The 16,452-nt window shown below is 75.4% G+C and carries 9 protein-coding genes and 1 pseudogene; 4 read left to right on the top strand and 6 right to left on the bottom strand.

The features are described 5' to 3' along the window. The first annotated feature begins 34 nt into the window (after nt 1-34). The 3 genes from AB0N76_RS30025 (at nt 35) to AB0N76_RS30035 (ending at nt 3,629) form a co-directional block, all read left to right on the top strand. Nucleotides 35-934, top strand: a complete 900-nt coding sequence (locus AB0N76_RS30025; protein WP_363562416.1) for a hypothetical protein — start codon at nt 35-37, stop codon at nt 932-934. A gap of 489 nt (nt 935-1,423) precedes the next feature. Then, a complete protein-coding gene (locus AB0N76_RS30030) occupies nt 1,424-3,136 on the top strand; it encodes a translation initiation factor 2 (protein ID WP_363562418.1) in 1,713 nt (570 codons plus the stop codon). An 82-nt stretch (nt 3,137-3,218) separates the two neighbouring features. Further along, nucleotides 3,219-3,629, top strand: coding sequence for a peptidase inhibitor family I36 protein (locus AB0N76_RS30035; protein ID WP_363562420.1), 411 nt, complete (start codon nt 3,219-3,221; stop codon nt 3,627-3,629). Between the two features lie 26 nt (nt 3,630-3,655). Here the strand turns inward: AB0N76_RS30035 and AB0N76_RS30040 are convergent, their stop codons facing one another. Continuing rightward, nucleotides 3,656-5,758 carry an NB-ARC domain-containing protein gene (locus tag AB0N76_RS30040; protein ID WP_363562422.1) on the bottom strand — a complete coding sequence of 701 codons (2,103 nt, stop codon included), beginning with the start codon at nt 5,756-5,758 and terminating at the stop codon, nt 3,656-3,658. A gap of 303 nt (nt 5,759-6,061) precedes the next feature. Here AB0N76_RS30040 and AB0N76_RS30045 point away from each other — a divergent pair, with 303 nt between their 5' ends. Beyond that, entirely contained in the window at nt 6,062-7,285 is a 1,224-nt protein-coding gene (locus AB0N76_RS30045) for a chitinase (RefSeq protein WP_363562424.1), read from the top strand. A 113-nt stretch (nt 7,286-7,398) separates the two neighbouring features. Here AB0N76_RS30045 and AB0N76_RS30050 read toward each other — a convergent pair whose 3' ends face one another. From AB0N76_RS30050 to AB0N76_RS30070, 5 genes and pseudogenes are all read right to left on the bottom strand, one after another. Then, entirely contained in the window at nt 7,399-10,476 is a 3,078-nt protein-coding gene (locus AB0N76_RS30050) for a hypothetical protein (RefSeq protein ID WP_363562426.1), read from the bottom strand. Continuing rightward, nucleotides 10,476-12,350, bottom strand: a complete 1,875-nt coding sequence (locus tag AB0N76_RS30055; protein ID WP_363562428.1) for an HSP90 family protein — start codon at nt 12,348-12,350, stop codon at nt 10,476-10,478. Before AB0N76_RS30055 ends, AB0N76_RS30050 begins: the two co-directional genes overlap by 1 nt. A gap of 97 nt (nt 12,351-12,447) precedes the next feature. After that, nucleotides 12,448-13,467 carry a hypothetical protein gene (locus tag AB0N76_RS30060; RefSeq protein WP_363562430.1) on the bottom strand — a complete coding sequence of 340 codons (1,020 nt, stop codon included), beginning with the start codon at nt 13,465-13,467 and terminating at the stop codon, nt 12,448-12,450. Nucleotides 13,468-13,707: 240 nt separating this feature from the next. Continuing rightward, on the bottom strand, nt 13,708-14,589 hold the full coding sequence (locus AB0N76_RS30065; RefSeq protein ID WP_363562432.1) for a geranyl diphosphate 2-C-methyltransferase: 882 nt from the start codon (nt 14,587-14,589) through the stop codon (nt 13,708-13,710). A gap of 15 nt (nt 14,590-14,604) precedes the next feature. Next, nucleotides 14,605-15,702 (bottom strand): annotated as a pseudogene (locus AB0N76_RS30070) (family 2 encapsulin nanocompartment cargo protein terpene cyclase); the annotation flags it as partial. Nucleotides 15,703-16,452: the final 750 nt, after the last annotated feature.

Here is a 16,452-nt window from a genome sequence, read left to right on the forward strand (position 1 = left end):
CCGAAGGCAGGTACCACCGATGAACCCCCGCGCCATGACCCGCAGGCTCCTCCTGACCGGCCTCGCCGCCGCCCTCGGCGGCACCCTGCTCGCCCTCCCCGCCCAGGCCGCCGGCCTCGCCCAGGGCCCCGCCGACACCGCGGCCGCGGCCGCGCCCGCCGCCGTCGCGGCCGGGCCGCTGCTCGCCGCGCTCTCCCCCGGCAACACCGCGGTGTTCCAGTGGAACGGCTCCTCCTGGGCGCAGATCGGCGGCCCGGCGAGCTCCATCGTCAGCGGCGGCGGGATCCTGGTCGCCACCAACCCGGGCACCGGTGACCTCTACCGCTACGACGGCAGCTCCTGGGCCCGGATCGGTGGCCCCGGGCGCCAGTTCGCCGTGGACGGGGCCGGCCGGGTCTACGGGCTCAGCCCCGACGGCAGCGGCGTCTTCCAGTGGACGGGCGGCACCTCCTGGCGGCAGATCGGCGGTCCGGCCGGCTCCATCGTGGCGGGCGGCGACACCCTCGTCGCCACCAACCCCTCCAGCGGCGACGTCTACCGCTACGACGGCAGCTCCTGGGCGCGGATCGGCGGCCCGGGCAGCCAGTTCGCGGTCGACAGCTGGGGCCGGGTGTACGGGCTCACCCCCGACCGCAGCGGCGTCTTCCGGTGGAACGGCTCCGGGACGGCGTGGACCCAGGTCGGCGGCCCGGCCGGCTCCATCGTGGCGGGCGGCGGCGGCACCCTCCTCGCCACCAACCCGAGCAGCGGCGACGTCTACCGCTACGACGGGTCCGCCTGGGCGCGGATCGGCGGCCCGGGCGCCGAGTTCGTCATCGACGGGGCCGGCCGGGTCTACGGGCTGAGCCCGAACCGCGGCGGCGTCTTCCAGTGGACGGGCGGCACGGCCTGGTCCCAGGTCGGCGGCCCGGCCGGCTGGCTCACCGCCTCCTGACACACCGAGCACCTCACCGACCACCTCACCGACCACCTCACCGACCACCCGGCCGTCCGGCCGGGTCACCGCGCCCCGGTGCCGATCCCCCCGGCACCGGGGCGCTCCCCTTTTCCCCCGCCCACCGGACGACCCGCGCGGCACCCCGCCCGGCCCGGTCCCGTAGATTCGGTGCCGACTGACGGATCATCGGATCGATCGACGGGGGCGGGCGGTGCGCAGCGGTGGCGGAGCCGGGCGGCGGCGGCCCGGACGTTCCGGCCCGGGGCGGGGTGCCGCCGGTTACCATCGCCCGTATGCCCCCGCACCAGCACCGCCCCGAGGAACCCGAGCACCCGCTCGCCGCTCCTCGACCGGGGGCGCTGAGCTGTGATAGGCGCCACGATCGCCCAGCCAGCCAGCCAGCCAGCCAGCCAGCCAGCCAGCCAGCCAGCCAGCCAGCCAGCCAGCCAGCCAGCCAGCCAGCGGGCCGGGCTCTCGGCGGATGCCGTGCTGACGCCCGACACGCCACTCGACGCGCCACTCGACACGACGCCCGACGCGCCGCTCGACGTGCTGTTCGCCGTCCGCTCCGCCGCCGCGCTGCACCGGCTGCTGGACCTGCTGCCGGTCTTCGAGGGCGATGCCCGGGTCCGCTGCCGCTTCACCCTCGTCCCCGGCTCCGCCTTCGACGTGGACGCGCTGGCCGCCGTCGCCTCCTCGGGCGCGCGCTGCCTGTCCTGGCCGGAGGCGCTGGCCACCCGGCACGACCTGATCCTCACCGCCAGCCCCAAGGGTGAGCTCGGCGCGCTGCGCGGCCCCAAGGTGCTGCTGCCGCACGGCGCGGGGTTCAACAAGGCGCTCTCCGCCGAGGGTTCGCCCGCCCTCCCGTCCGGCCTCGACCCGGCCTTCCTGCTCGCCGCCGAGGACGAGCGCCCGGTCGCCGCGCTGCACGCCCTCGCCCACCCCGACCAGGTGGCCCGGCTCGCCGCGCAGTGTCCGCCGGCCGGGGCCACGGCCCTGGTCGCCGGGGATCCGACGCTCGACCGGATCCTGGTCTCGGTCGACCGGCGCGAGGCCTTCCGGGCGGCGCTCGGCACCGGGGCGCGCCGGCTGGTCGTGCTCTCCTCCACCTGGGGGCCGGAGTCCCTGCTGGCCCGACAGCCCGGCCTGCCCGCCCGGCTGGCCGGCCGACTCCCGTACGACGCCTACCAGTTGGCGCTCGTCGTGCACCCCAACGAGTACAGCCGCACCGGCGCCTTCGACCTGGCCCGGCAGCTGCGCCCCGCCCTGGACGCGGGCCTGGTGCTGGCCGGGCCGTACGAGCAGTGGGCGGCGCTGCTGGTGGCCGGCGACGCGGTGGTCACCGACCACGGCTCGACCGCGCTCTACGCGGCGGCGCTCGACCGGCCGGTGCTGGCGGTCTGCGACGGCGGTCCGGAGCTGGTGCCGGGCAGTCCGATGGCCCGGCTGCTCGCGGCCGTCCCCCGGCTGGACCCGTCCGGGGCGGACGCGGCCGCCGTCCTCGCCGCGACCGGGTCGGCCCCGGCCGGGACCCGCCGCTTCGCCGAGGCCGCGTTCGCCCGGTCCGGGGAGGCGCTGGCGACCCTCGGCCCGGAGCTGTACAAGCTGCTCGGCCTGGTCCCGCCGCCGCGACCGGCGCAGCCCCGCCCGCTGGCCGGACCGCCCGCCGCGCCGGACGCCCCGGCGGCCTTCGCCGTCCTGACCCGGGTGGACGAGGACGGCGTCCGGATCGACCGGCTGCCGCCGTGGACCGACCTGCCCTACCACCACCTGGCCGCCGAGTACGGGCGCGCCGGGATCCGGCAGACGCAGAGCGCCGCACTGCTCTACCGGCGGGCGGGTGATCCGGAAGCCGCGGCCGGCTGGCACCGCGAGTACCGGACGGCCGCCGACTGGACCGCCGAGGCGCTCGCCGAGCACCCGGGCTGCCGGACGGCCGCCGCCGTCCTCTCCCCGACCCGCTGCCTGGTCCGGCGCCCGGACCGCGAGCCGTTCACCGTCCGGATCGAACCGCACCGGGCGGACGGCCGGGTGCGGTACACCGATCCGGCCGTCGTACTGTCCGCCGTGCGCGCCTGGCTCGGCGCCCACCCCGGACGCCCCCTCCCGGCCGCGGCCCTGGTCTGCCGCACCGCCGACACGCCCTACCGCTTCCACCTCGCCCCGGCCGCCGACTCCGAGCTCCAGCAGGGGATTTGAGGCTCACCGGGCCGTTACGCCGACGGGTGCGGCTCGTTGACGAGTGCGGTCGGTGACCACTCGCCTCAAGGAGCACCAGTCGATGAACAGCACCCTCCGGTCCCTGCTCGTGCCGCTGGCCGCCGTGGGCGCCGTCGCCCTGCCGGTGACCGTCCCGGCCCACGCCGCCACCGGCTACGACCGCTGCCCCGTCGGTTTCTACTGCCTGTTCTCGGGCCTGGACGGCACCGGCGACATCGTCCGGCTGAACCGGAGCGCCCCGGACCTCGCCGCGCTCGGCATGGACGACCGGGCCGAGTCGGACTGGAACCGGACCGGTTCGACCATCCACCTGTGGTCCGACCGGGACTACAGCGGCTGCACGGCCGTCACCTCCACCGGCCCGACCGGCAAGGGCGACTTCTTCCCGGCCTACCGGGACTTCTTCAGCTCGGTGCAGTTCGACGGCCCGGGCGGCCCGAGCTGCGGCACCCCGCCCGGCGGGGACCGCTGACCCGACCTCGGGTCGACGAGGCCGGGTCAGACGATCGGCGCGCCGCCTCCGTCCGGGCCGCGCAGTTCCTCGGCGGCCGCCCGGTAGCGGGCCGCCGTCTCGGCCTCGCCGGCCTCCTCGCTGAGCTCCACCAGTGCCTCCAGCACCCGGAGTTCGTCCCCGGGTGAGCGTCGCGCGCGGGCGCCGTCCAGGGCCGCCCGGTAGAGCCGGACGGCCTCCTCCCGCCGTCCGGCCGCGCGCAGGACGGTGCCCAGCTCGAAGCCGGTGCGGGCGATCATCCGCTCCCGGCCGAGCGCGGTCGCGCCCTCGTGCGCCTCGGTCAACAGGTCGACGGCGTGCGGCAGTTCACCCAGTGCGGCGGCCGCCCGGCCGAGCAGGTAGGTCTGCAGCATGACGCCGTAGTCGTTGCCGATCGCCCGGTGTTCGGCGCGCGCGGCCTCGAAGTCCGGGACGGCGGCCGCGTGGTCGCCGCGCACCGAGGCGAGCTTGCCGCGGAACTCGACTGCGGAGGCCCGGAGTTTGCGCTCCTCGGGCGAGTCGCCGAGCAGCCGGGCGCCGTTGACGGCCAGCCGCAGCTCCTCGGCGGCCTCCTCGTAGCGGCGCTGCTCCCAGAACGGGCGGGCCAGTTGGCAGCGCATCCGGACGGTCGCGGCGAGCCGTTCGGCGCGGACGGCCGCCGCGACCCCGCGCTCGAAGGCCTCGGTGACGTCGGCGTAGTGCCGGTGGTCGAGGAAGTGCGTCCAGAGCGCCTCGCAGAGCGCCACCGCCTCCTCGTCGAGCCCGTCCTCGGCGGCGATCCGGACACAGCCGTAGAGGGCGAGTCGCTCCTGCTCCAGCCAGCGCAGGGCCGAGCGGGCGTCGGGGAAGTCGAGGTCCGGCACCCCGGCGGGGGCGGGCGCCTCGGCGGCGGGCGCGGAGACGGTCAGCCGGGGGCCGGCCGCGACCAGGTCGGCCCGGCCGGCCTGCCGCCGGTACCACCGCACCAGCCGCCGACGGGCCCCGGCGGCCTCGGCGGCCTGCTCACCGGCTCCCCCGGGCTGCCCGGCCCGGCGCAGCGCGTGGCCGCGCAGCAGGGCGTGCATCCCGAGGCCGTCGGGCCGCCGCTCCAGCAGTCCGGCGCCGTCGAGTTCGTCCAGCGCGTCGGCGGCCCGGTCCGGGTCGGCATCGAGCAGCGCGGCCGCCGCGTGGTCGCCGACCACGGGGGCGGGGTGGTGCGGCAGCAGCCGGTACAGCCGGGCCGCCTCCGGACCGAGGCTCGCGTAGGCCGCGTCCCACACCGCCTCCACCACGGGCAGGCCCTCCCGGTCCAGTTCGGCGGTCAGATCGTCGACCAGGCGGCGCAGTTCGCGGCGCCGGTGCCTGCGCACCCAGCGCCCGGCCACGTACAGCGCGGCGGGCAGACCGGCGCAGCGGCGGGCGAGTTCGGCGGCCGCTTCGGGGTCGTCGGCGAGCCGGGGGTCGGCGACGGTGCGGCGCAGCAGGTTGACGGCGTCCTCGGGGGCGAGCGGGCCGAGCGGCAGATCGACCATGCGGACGCCGTCGAGGTCGTACAGCGGGCCGTGGCTGGCGACGATGACCACGCTGGCGGCGGAGGCGGGCAGCAGGGGCCGCAGTTCGGCGCCGCTGCGGGCGTTGTCGACCACGACGACCAGCCGCCGGCCCTGGGTGGCGGTCCAGTACTGGCGGACCCGGGCGGGGAACTCCTGCTCCGCCCGGGCGTCCGGGTCGAGCCCGGTCAGCAGGTCGCCGAGGGCGTCGGCGGTCTCCACGGCGCCGTCGCGCCGCAGGTCGTCGAGGTCGACGTGGAGGACGCCGTCCGGGCAGTGGTCGAGCAGGGCGCGGGCGAGTTCGAAGCCGAGCGCGGTCTTGCCGATGCCGCCCATGCCGCTGAGCGCCACGACCAGCGGTCCGCCGCCGTCGCCCGGCCCCTCGGCGACGGCCGCCAGCACCCGGGCCCGTTCCCCGGTGCGGTCCTCGAAGTGCGCGAGGGCCGGGGGCAGCTGGCAGGGCACCGCCGCGGCCGGCGCGGCCGCCGGCTGATGCATGTGCAGCTCCCCGATGGAGCCGGCCTGCACGATGGCACCGGCCTGCACCTGTCCGTCCACCCTGTTCCGCGTCTCATCGGCCACCCGCCAACTGTAGGGGGTGCCCCGGCGCGCGCGGAGCAGAAACGACGCACGCGGAGGAGCCTCCGGGGCGGTTGACGGCCCCTCATGAGAGGTCTATACCAGTGAGGGCCCGCGGCGGCCCGGCCCCGCCGCGGGCGAGCCGCCCGGCGCGTCTCCCCCACCGTGGACGCGGGTGGGCCGCTTTCCGCCGTTTCCCGGAGAGGCAGGCACTTGATGGAACGTGCTCATCCCCCACACCCGACGAAGCCCCCGCAGCCGCGACCGGGCCGCCGCGGAGCACACCGGTGGCGGGGCTCCGCCGCCGTGGCCGGGGTGCTCGGGCTGCTGGCCGGCGGCCTCGTCGCGGTGGCCGCGCACGCCACCGTCACGACCGCAGCCACGACCACGACCACGACCGACGGCGGCATCGGCAGCAACTGGTACGCCTCCGCGCCGTATCTGATGCCCGAGGACAACAGTCCGCCGGACGTCGCCACGGTGATGGACGCCACCGGCCAGAAGGCCTTCCAGCTCGCCTTCATCCTGGACAAGGGCGGCTGCAGCCCGGCCTGGGGCGGGACCTCGCCGATCGACACCGACACCACCATGCCCGCCGTCATCCGGACCGTCCGGGCCAAGGGCGGCGACGTCTCGGTCTCGGTCGGCGGCTACGGCGGCACCAAGCTCGGCCAGACCTGCGGGACCCCGGAGGCGACCGCGGCCGGCTACCAGAAGGTCGTCACCAAGTACCAGCTGAAGGCGATCGACTTCGACCTGGAGGAGCCGGAGTACGAGAACGCCGCCGCGATCCGCAACGAGATCGGCGCCGCGCGCATCCTCCAGCGGGACAACCCGGGCCTGTACGTCTCGATCACCACGGCCGGCACCAACGCGGGCACCGGCTGGTTCGGCCAGCAGATGCTCAACGAGGCCAAGGCGCAGGGGTTCACGCCCGACAACTACTCGATCATGCCGTTCGACGGCGGCTTCAACGGCGCGGCCGCGCAGACCGACGCGCTGGTGAAGTTCAACCAGATCCTGCGGACCACCTTCGGCTGGTCCGAGGCGGACGCCTACGCGCACGAGGGCGTGTCGCTGATGAACGGCCGCACCGACGTCGCCGAGTACTTCCGGCAGGCGGACTTCCAGGCGGTGCTGGACTTCGCGCTCGCGCACAAGCTCGCCCGGTACACGTACTGGTCGGTGAACCGGGACCGGCAGTGCCCGGGGCCGGTCGACCCGGGGCTCTCCGGCTCCTGCTCCAGCGTGGCGCAGAGCGACTGGGACTTCACCCGGTACACCGTGCGGTTCGCCGGCGCCACGCCGCCGACCACTCCCCCGACCACGCCGCCCACGACGCCGCCGACCAGCCCGCCGACCAGCCCGGGCACCTGCGTCGACCCGCCGTGGAGCGCCACCCAGGTGTACACCGCGGGCGCCAAGGTCTCGTACCAGGGCCACAAGTACCACGCCAAGTGGTGGACGCTGAACGAGAACCCGGCCGCGAGCGGCCAGTGGGGCGTCTGGTCGGACGACGGGCCCTGCTGAACCCCGATCTCCCGCCCCCGGGGTGCGGTCCCGGGGGCGGGCGTCGTCCGATCGACGGGTGCCGGCCGACGCCGTCCGGCCGAACGGACGGCGCCCGATCGGCGCGCCCGGCCTCAGTCGGCCAGGCGTTCGCGCAGGTCGGACAGGATCTCCGCCGCCTCGTCCAGACCGTGCCGGCGGCAGCGCTCGGCCGCCGCGGCGAGCCGCTCCCGGGCCGCCTCCCGGCGGCCGAGGTCGGTGCCCTCGATCAGCGCGGCCAGCCGGACGGCCTCGGCGCGCGGGGTCTCGGCCTGCTCGCCGCCCACCTCGTAGGTGGTGATCGCGCGGTCGGCCTCGGCCAGCGCCTCCTCGTGGCGGCCCGCCACCGCGTAGGCGCGGGCCCGCTCGTAGTGGGCCGCGCCGCGCGGGTACCAGGTCACGGCCTCCGGGTCCTCGCGCTCGACCCGCTCCCACACCGCGTCCGCCTCGACCAGCCGGGCGAGCGCCGACTCCAGGCCGTCCGGACCCTCGGTCTGCACGGCGAGCCGGGCGAGCTGACGCAGCATGGCGGCGACCGGGCCGGGCTGCGGCCACTGCTCGTGCGCGGCGAGCGCCCGGGTGCGGGCGGCGTGCGCGGCGTCCCAGCGGTCGGCGTGGGCGAGCGCGACGGCCGCCTCCGCCGCGACCATGGTGCGCAGGTGGAGGTCCTCCTTCCAGTCCTCCAGGGCGGCGGCCAGCCGCAGGTACTCCTCGGCGGCGTCCCGGTACTCGTCCAGCGTGTAGAGGCCGCGGGCGAGGTCGAGCCGGGCCTGGGCGAACAGCCGCCGGTCCGGGCCGCCACCGGTCGGACCGGCCGTGCCGTTCGTCTCGGCCAGCACCGACTCCAGGACGGCCACCGCGTCGGCGGTCCGGTCCGCGCCGCTCAGCAGGTCGGCGAGCTGGAGCCTGGTCCGGGCCGCGTCCTCGACGGCGGACGGGCCCATCCGGTCGAACCGGGCGGCGGCCTCGGAGAGCGACCGGATCGCGGCCCCCGTGTCGCCGACGTGGGCGCTGGCGTGGCCCGCCATCAGGTACGTCGCCGCGAACGGGTAGGAGTCGTCGGCCCAGCGGGCGGCCGCCGCGAGGGCGCGGTGGAACACCTCGACGGCCTCCGCCTGCTCGCCGCCCTGCAGCAGCACCTGGCCGAGCAGCGCGTACGCCCGCGGGGTGTGCCAGGGCTGCCCGGCCTCCTCCAACTCTGCGACCACGGAGCGCAGTTCGGCCTTGGCCTCGGCGAACCGGCCCTGCCGGGCGGCGATGTCGGCGGTGTACTGGCGGGCGACCGCCAGCCGTCGGACCGAGCCGCGCGCGGCGGCGGCCTCGCGATAGGCGGTGACGGCCGCGGCGAAGCGCCCGGCCTCCTCGGCGGGCGGTTCGGCGGGCGGCTCGGGCAGCACCCGGGCCAGCTCCTGGCGGGCGGCGTAGGCGCGGCACTGGAGGACGACCAGGTAGCCGTCGTCGTCCAGGGCCGGGCCATCGGGGTCGGCGGGCGTGCCGGGCGCGGCGGCGAGCTGCTCGGCCCGGGCGAGCATGTCGTCCAGGGCCGCCCAGTCCACCTTCGGCGCCCCGGCGACCTCCCCGTCGGCGCCCTCCCCGTCGGCGCCCTCCCCGTCGGCGACCGCGTCCGCACCGGCCGAAGCGTCCGCCGTGCCCTCCGCCGGCTCCGCGTCCTCGTCCTCGTCCCGGGCGAGGCCCGCGACCACCGCGCGGGCCCGGACCACCAGGGCGCGCCCGGTCAGCCCCTCCCGCTCGTAGAGCTCGCCGGCGGCCAGCAGCCCGGCGGCGCCCTCCGCCCACTCCTCCCGGTCCAGCGCCCCGTGCGCCCGCCGCTCGGCGAGCTCCGCGCGCAGCCGCCCGGCGGTGCCGACCGCCGTACCCTCGGCGTGCGCGTAGCCGTCGGCGGCGAACCGCTCCTCGACCCGGCGCCAGAGCCGCTCGGCGTCCGGGTGTCCGACCAGCTGGAGTTCGCGGGCGCGGAGCACCAGGGCGGTGAAGTCCTCCGGCTCCGGTTCGGCCTCGCGGGCCGGGACCGCCGGGACGACCGGGACGGCGGCCAGCTCCGGCGCGGCGGCGGCCCGCACGCCGAGCGCGAGCGGCTCGGCGAGCAGCGGCCGGCGGTCCAGCCGGGCGCGGCGGCGGGCGCCGACCGCGTCGGTGCCGTTGCGGGCGTCGAAGCGGGCGGCCAGCGCGTCGGCCTCGGTGCGCAGGTGGGCGAGGAGGGTGTCGACGGTCCAGCTCGCGCCGGGCGGGCCGCTGACCGTGACCGCGCCGTGGCCGGCCCGGGCGAGGCCGGCGATCAGCACCTCGACGCCGGTCAGGAAGTCGAGCAGGCCGGCCGGGTCGCCGGTGACGCCGAACAGGTCGCGGTTCTCGGCGAGGATCTCCAGGCCGCGCGGTTCGTTGCCGGAGAGCGCGCAGAACTCGATGTGCAGGCCGACGGCGCGCACCAGCCCGCTCTTGCCGCGGGCGAAGCGGTAGCCGACCAGGTGGCTGGAGCGGGCCTCGTCCAGCCGGCCCTCGCGCAGCAGCGGCAGCAGCGCGTGCGCGTGGCTGACGTAGGGCTCCTCGGCGCAGGTGCTCTCACCGCTCAGCACCGGACGCCAGGCCTCCAGGGCGCCCGCGTCGTCGCCGCCCCGCAGGTGGTGGCCGGCCCGGGCGCGGATCTCGCAGGCGGGGCAATCGCTCATCTCGGTGCGCGGCCGCCCGGCCCACAGCTCGTAGGCGTCCTGGACGTCCTCGCCGGTGTGCGCGGCGAGGTGGAAGCGCTGGGCGTAGTACGGCTGGAGGCCGTGTCCGGCGGCGCGGTAGCGGTCGTGCATCTCCTTGTGCCAGCGGCGGATCGCGGTGAGCGGCACGTCGGGGGTGCCGAGCAGCGCGGTGGCGACCCACTTGAACCGCCAGAACACCTGCTGGCGCGACCACTCGCCGAAGCCGTCCGGGTCCTTGTCCCAGAGCTTGAGGACGCGGGCGAAGACGACGGGCGCCTTGCTCTTCTCGCCGTCGTACTCGTAGGCCTCCATCAGTTCGAGGAGCGCCATGGAGCGCACCCCGGTGTCGTCGAACTGCTCGGCGGCGTCGACGAGTTCCTCGGCCGTGACGGTGCGGTGCCGGCCGTAGGGGCGGGCGTCGTTCTCGCGCAGCCCGGCCATCACCGCCTCGATGGTGTCCAGCATCAGGCCTCCTTCGGCGAGTCGGCACCACCGGCGCCGGCCGCCTCGTGGCCGAGCATGGCGTGGTCGAGCAGGCTGATGAACGAGCGGTTGAGCAGGGCGCTCTCGCTGGAGGTGAGCGGCCGGCGGGTGAGCAGCACGGCCTGCCCGTAGAGCGTCTCCACGGCGGTGACGGCGAGTTCGCGGTCGCCGATCGTGGCCGCCCGGCGGACCAGCGGGTTGAGGTGGTTGAGGACGAGCTGGGCCCGGGGCACCTCGGAGCGCAGCGAGCCGAGGATGTCGGCCCACAATCCGTCGGCCTCGTCGGCGAGTTGGGCGCGGCTGCGCTCGTGCCGGGCCTCCCGGTTGTCGAGCAGCAGGGCGGGCGCGCTGGTCGGGTGGAAGCTGCGCAGGGCGACGTCGCAGTCGAACCGGCCGACCACCTCGCGGGCGATGGCGAGGAAGGCGGAGGCGGCGAGTTCGGCGGCGGGGTCGACGGTGTCGAGGTGCGCGGTGACGGTGCTCGGGTCGAGGTCGGCGACGGAGGTGCCGGGGCGGATCTCGGGCAGCCGGTGGACCAGGTCGCGGTCGTAGGTGTAGCCGCCGTTGACGACGCCCAGCCCGGCGGCGCCGGCGATCGGGGCGACCTGGCGGAACTCCTCGACGGTGCGGGTGACCAGGACGACCGGGTGGGTGCGGGCGAACTCGTCCAGGGTGACGTTGCCGTCGGTGGTCTCGAACGGCAGCCAGGGCAGCAGCATCCGCAGCAACTCGTCGTCGTAGCGGGCGAGTTCCTTGACGGCCAGGTGGTGCACCGAGATGAACCGGTGGAGCAGCGCCGGGTCGCTGGCGGAGAGCCCGGTGAGCCAGTCGCGGATCCGGGCGCCGAGCGCGTCGCGGACGGCGGCGAGCGTCTCGTCCGCGTACAGGCCCTCGCGGGAGGCGGTCGGCCGCAGGCCGTCGGTGTCGACCACGCAGCGGACGAAGAACGCCCAGTCGGGCAGGAGTTCGTCGGCGTGGTCGGAGAGCAGCATGCCCTTGAGGTGCACCCGGTGCCCGGCCCGGCGGGACGGCGGGACGGCGTCCGGCAGCACGTAGGCGACGCCGCGCAGGCCGACCAGCGGCAGGTCCAGCTCGATGGTGTCGAGCGGGGTGAAGTCGAAGGTGGTGCGGCAGTACGCGGCCAGCGCCTCGCGGCGGGCCAGCGGGGAGCCGTGCTGCTCGGCCCACGGCGGGGTGTGGTTGACCCGGGTGGCGTCGCCGCGGCCGTCGACCACGGTGACCTCGTGGCGCAGCAGGCTGCCGAACTCGCGGGCGAGCGCGCGGACCCGGTCGGCGCGGGTCCACTCGGCGGCGTCGGAGCGCGGCGAGAGCCGGACGGTGGTGCCGGGCTCGGGCTTGGCGGAGGCGGGCAGGGTGCGGATGGTGTAGCGGCCGTCGGAGCCGCCGCGCCACTCGATGGCGGGGGCGTCGGGGGTGGCGGCGGAGCGGGTGAGGACGGTGATCTCGTCGGCGACGACGAAGCAGGCGAGCAGGCCGATGCCGAACTGGCCGATGAAGTCGCCGCGGGCGCGGGCGAGCCCGGCGCCGTCGAGGCGGCCGTCGGCGTCGCGCTTGGAGCTGCGGCCGATGGTGGCGAGGAAGGTGTGGACGTCCTGCTCGGTGAGGCCGATGCCGGTGTCGGTGACGGTGAGGTCGTCGGCGGCGTGGACGGTGATCGCGGCGGGCGCGGCCGGGTCGAGGGCCTGCCGGGCGGAGATCGCGTCGACCGCGTTCTGCAGCAGTTCGCGCAGGTAGACGCGGGGGCTGGAGTAGAGGTGGTGGGAGAGCAGGTCGACCAGGCCGCGCAGGTCGACCTGGAAGGTGTGCGCGCTCGGCTGGTTCTCGGATGGGGACACCGGTGGCTCTTTCGATCGCAAGGGCGTTGGGCTGGTGGGCGCGCGCGGACCGGCCGGGGCGCGCGGAGGGTGCGGGACGGCGGTGGCCGGGGCTCGGCTAGCGCGCGGCGCAGCGGTCGCGGTGGGCGCGGAAGTTCTCGGCCTCGTCGCCGCCCAGGTAGTACCAGGGCCAGTCGGTGACGACGTCGTCGAGGGTCGCGAACACCGCGTGGGCGAGCTCGCGCTCGTCGGCGAGCGAGAGGACCATGGCGAAGGCGTTGTGGGTGGCCCGCCAGTCGCGGCGGCGCCGGTAGCCGGGGTGCAGTACGGAGCGCAGGGCCGCCTCGCGCAGCCCGGCGCGCACGGCGGGGCCGGTCAGGTAGGCGTGGTCCTCGCCGTCGGGCAGGTCGAGCCACTGTTCCAGGTGGGCGAGGGCGACCAGCTCGCCGAGCGGGCTGCCCTCGGGGGCGGCCAGCATCGACGTCCGGGCGAAGGCGTGCATCTCCTCGTGCGAGCCGCCCCACTTGGCGCAGAGCTGCTGGAGGCGCTGCTGGTGGGAGGCGAGGTGGGCGGGGTCGCGGCGGAGCGCGGCCTCGAACCGGGTGCCGGCGACGGAGCGGCCGAGCGAGGCGCCGCGGGCGGCGATCTGCAGGAAGAACCAGGGGCCGAGCCAGGACGGTTCGCGTTCGGCGACCTCGAACAGCTGCTCCTCGGCGGTGTCGAGCCGCTCGTGGAAGAGCTGCCACTGCTCGTCGGTGACGTACTGGGCGCGCTGGCCGGTGCGGGCCTCCCAGGCCCAGGCGATCTGCCGGGCGCCGGAGAGCAGCAGGGCGAGGGTGTCCTCGGGCCGCTCGGCGACGGTCTCGGCGAGCCAGCCCTCGATGCCCTCGACGTCGGAGATCCGGTGCAGCAGCCAGGTCAGCTCGGCCTGGTCGGGGACGGCGGCGAGGGCGGGGCCGAGCGCGGCCCAGTCGCCGGCGTCGGCGAGGGCGCGCAGCTCGCGCAGTTCCGCGTCGCCGTGCGAGAGGTCGAGCACGGGGGGAAGGGCGCGCGGCGCCTTCCGCCCGAAGCCGAAGGCCCGACGGCCGCGCTCGCCCGCCTGGGCGTCCTCGCCGGCTCGGCGTCGGAAAAAGGACATGCTGCGGCCCCCCTGAGACCTCGTCGACCGGTTCGGTCATCGGCATCGTTCGTATGGCCCCACGGTGACCACTCGGATGCACTGCATATCACGTCCCTCCGACGGTCCGTCGGCCAGCCCTGCCACCGGATCCCACCCCGCGTACACGACAAACACGGCGAGGACCCGGCCTCGCCGCCGTGCGGCCGGGCCGGGTCCTCGCCGTGAATGCGCGCTACCGCGCTACTGGTCCGCCGGTGGTCAGACCCGGTCGGCCGCGATCAGCAGGTACTGGAACGAGCCGTCCTTGTAGGAGTTGATGAAGGCCTCCTCGATGCCCGTCACCAGGGACGGCGCGGTGGCCCGCAGCTCCCAGTACGGCAGGGTGTCGGGGGTCAGGTCGATCACCGCGTTCGGCACCAGCCGGTTGTCGGCCATCGCCCGCAGGTACTCGCGGCGGGAGTGGATGTTGCACTCGAAGTGCGCGTTGATCTGCGACACCCACTTCGACGGCTGGCCGTAGATCGGGTTCCAGCAGCCGGTGATGGTCACGTACCGGCCGCCGACCTCCAGGATCCGGGAGTGCTCGGCGAAGAGGTCGTGCAGGTCGACGTACATGCTGGACTCGTTGTTCCAGGAGGACCGCACCGAGCCGTTGGCGAACGGCATGTCCAGCATGTTGCAGACCTGGGCGCGGACGAAGTCGTCGATGCCCAGCTCCTTGGCCCGCCGGTTGCCGAACTCGGCCTGCTTGGCGGACAGGGTGACGCCCTCGACCTTGCAGCCGAAGCGCTGGTGGGCCATCACGCTGGAGCCGCCGCGGCCGCAGCCGGCGTCGACCAGGGTGTGCTCGGGCCGGACGTCGCCGAGGTGGTCCAGCAGCACCTCGGCCTGCGCGGACTCCAGCCGGTGCAGCTCGGTGATGACCTTCTTCTCGCGCTCGCTGTCGTCCGGGTCGCCGATCGCGGACTGGTCGACCGGGCCGATGCCGTAGTGGTGGTGGTAGAGGCCGTCGACGTCGCCGAGGCGCAGGTTGACCGGCCGGGCCTCATGGTCCCAGTAGCGGGCGATGTCGCCCTGGTAGGGCGTGGCCGGCCCGGGGATGGTGGTGTCGTTCACGGGGGTGGCGTCGGTGATGGACATGGGTCAGCTCCTTGGTTACCAGAAGTCGGGCAGGCTGTAGCGGTAGGTGTTGGTCTGGTGCCAGTAGTGGTTGCCGTCGACCCACGCGGCGACGCCGCGCAGGAACCGCACCACGACCGGGACGGGGCAGTCGGCGACCAGCGCGGCCGACTCCGCCTCGAAGGCGTGCATGAGTTCGTTGTGCACCTCGACGGCCTTCAGGTAGCCGTCGCGGACGCTGGCGCCCTCGCGCTCGGAGATCACCACGGGGAGGTTCAAGTGCACTCCGGGCGTGGCGAGTTCCTTGGTGTACGAGTACAGGTCGTTGACGATGGTGCTGGCGTTGGAGGCGAGCGAGATGACCCGCTGCATGGCCGGCCGGTTGTGCAGGTCGGCCGGCAGCTCGTAACCGCCGACGGTGTCGGTGATCGTCGGGCAGGGGCGGAAGTTGTTGAACTGACGCATCGACAGGTACTCCCACACCTCCGGGATGTGCTCCTCCTGGGCCCAGGCGGCCTCGGCGAGGTACCCGAGGTGCAGGCGCGCCATGTCGTGCCGGAACCGGTCCGACTGGGACGGGCTGGCGGCCGCGTTGAAGTACTCCATCGCCGAGCGGTAGGCCCGCCGGGGGGCGTCCGAGCCCAACGACTCCACCCAGTCCGCCTGGTACTCGCGGGTGGTGTGCACCGGGTCGAGCGCGGTGTGGGCGAGCAGCAGCCGGCTGCCGAGGCCGATCGGCGAGCCGCCGAGGTCCTCGCAGTAGTAGTCGTCGACGGCGTTCTCGGCGACCATCAGCCGGGTGGCGAGCATCAGGTGGTCGATGCTCGGCGCGTCCGGGTGGCAGGCCACCATGTACTTGCCCACCGAGAAGCCGTCGAACTGGCCCTCCAGGTCCTCCGGGTAGAGCTGGACCTCCTCCTCGGCCCACAGTTTGATCCGCCGGCCGACCTCCGCCACCCGCACCGGGTCCGGCTCGGGCACCGGGTGGAAGTACAGGCCGGGGATCGGGTCGCCGGACTTGGGCTTGCCGGAGGGCAACTCCGTTTCTCCCGAGGCTTCCTGACGTGGCACCAGGTTCAGTCCCGACGTCCCCAGGCCGCTCGGTCCGCGGAGGATCTGCTCCAGGGCCGACCCGCTCATGACCGCACCGCCCCGGTGCGGCCGGACAGCGGGTGGTGCGACGGTCGCGGTGTCTCGCTGCTCGTGGCCACGGGCATGGGAGAACCTTCCTCTGTGAAGGGGACACGGTGTGACGGGTCGGCGCCTCGTCCCGAAAGAAGGGGAACTCCGCATGCCGCGGCCCCGTCTCGCTTGCTGCCCAACCGTAGGCGGGGCGGAACGCTCCGGGCCGCTTCGCATGATCCTGTGCACTCGAAAGGGTGAACGTTCGGACGAGTCGTGTTTGAACTGGCGCTTCCGGTTATCGGCACACACCGGCGCGAGCCCCCGAACACCGGCGCGCGGCCCCGAACGCGCTCCAAAACGGCCCGATGACCCGACTGTTCGCACACCCGTCGGCCCCCGACCCCTCTCCCCACCGAAGCGCCCACCGACGTCCCACTCGTCCCACCGAATGCGCACAGCCGTTCGAGATCCGCCCATCCGGCCGAACACTCCGGCCCCTCCCCCGGAAACGCCGCCGAGGAGCGGCCCACGACGGCCACCCCGAGAACCCCCCGTGATCCGGCCCGGTGCGGTAGAACCGGGGGAGGACGGGACTGCGGGGGGCGAAGTGACGAGGGTCGACACGGGCGTGCGGGCGGAGGCCGTCCTCGGCTGGGCGGCGGACAGCTGCGAGCCGGAGCTGCGCAACCGGCTGGCCGCGCTGGGCCCGCTGCCCGGGCGGATCGCCGCCTACCAACTCGGCCGGCCGGCCGACGGTTC

The sequence above is a fragment of the Kitasatospora sp. NPDC093806 genome (assembly GCF_040683335.1).
Lineage (GTDB): Bacteria > Actinomycetota > Actinomycetes > Streptomycetales > Streptomycetaceae > Kitasatospora.

Bases quoted from the DNA above. Each gene is read 5' to 3' on its own strand.
- AB0N76_RS30025 (WP_363562416.1), top strand. From the start codon at position 35: ATGACCCGCAGGCTCCTCCTGACCGGCCTCGCCGCCGCCCTCGGCGGC.
- AB0N76_RS30035 (WP_363562420.1), top strand. From the start codon at position 3,219: ATGAACAGCACCCTCCGGTCCCTGCTCGTGCCGCTGGCCGCCGTGGGC.
- AB0N76_RS30060 (WP_363562430.1), bottom strand. From the start codon at position 13,467: ATGTCCTTTTTCCGACGCCGAGCCGGCGAGGACGCCCAGGCGGGCGAG.
- AB0N76_RS30050 (WP_363562426.1), bottom strand. From the start codon at position 10,476: ATGCTGGACACCATCGAGGCGGTGATGGCCGGGCTGCGCGAGAACGAC.
- AB0N76_RS30065 (WP_363562432.1), bottom strand. From the start codon at position 14,589: ATGTCCATCACCGACGCCACCCCCGTGAACGACACCACCATCCCCGGG.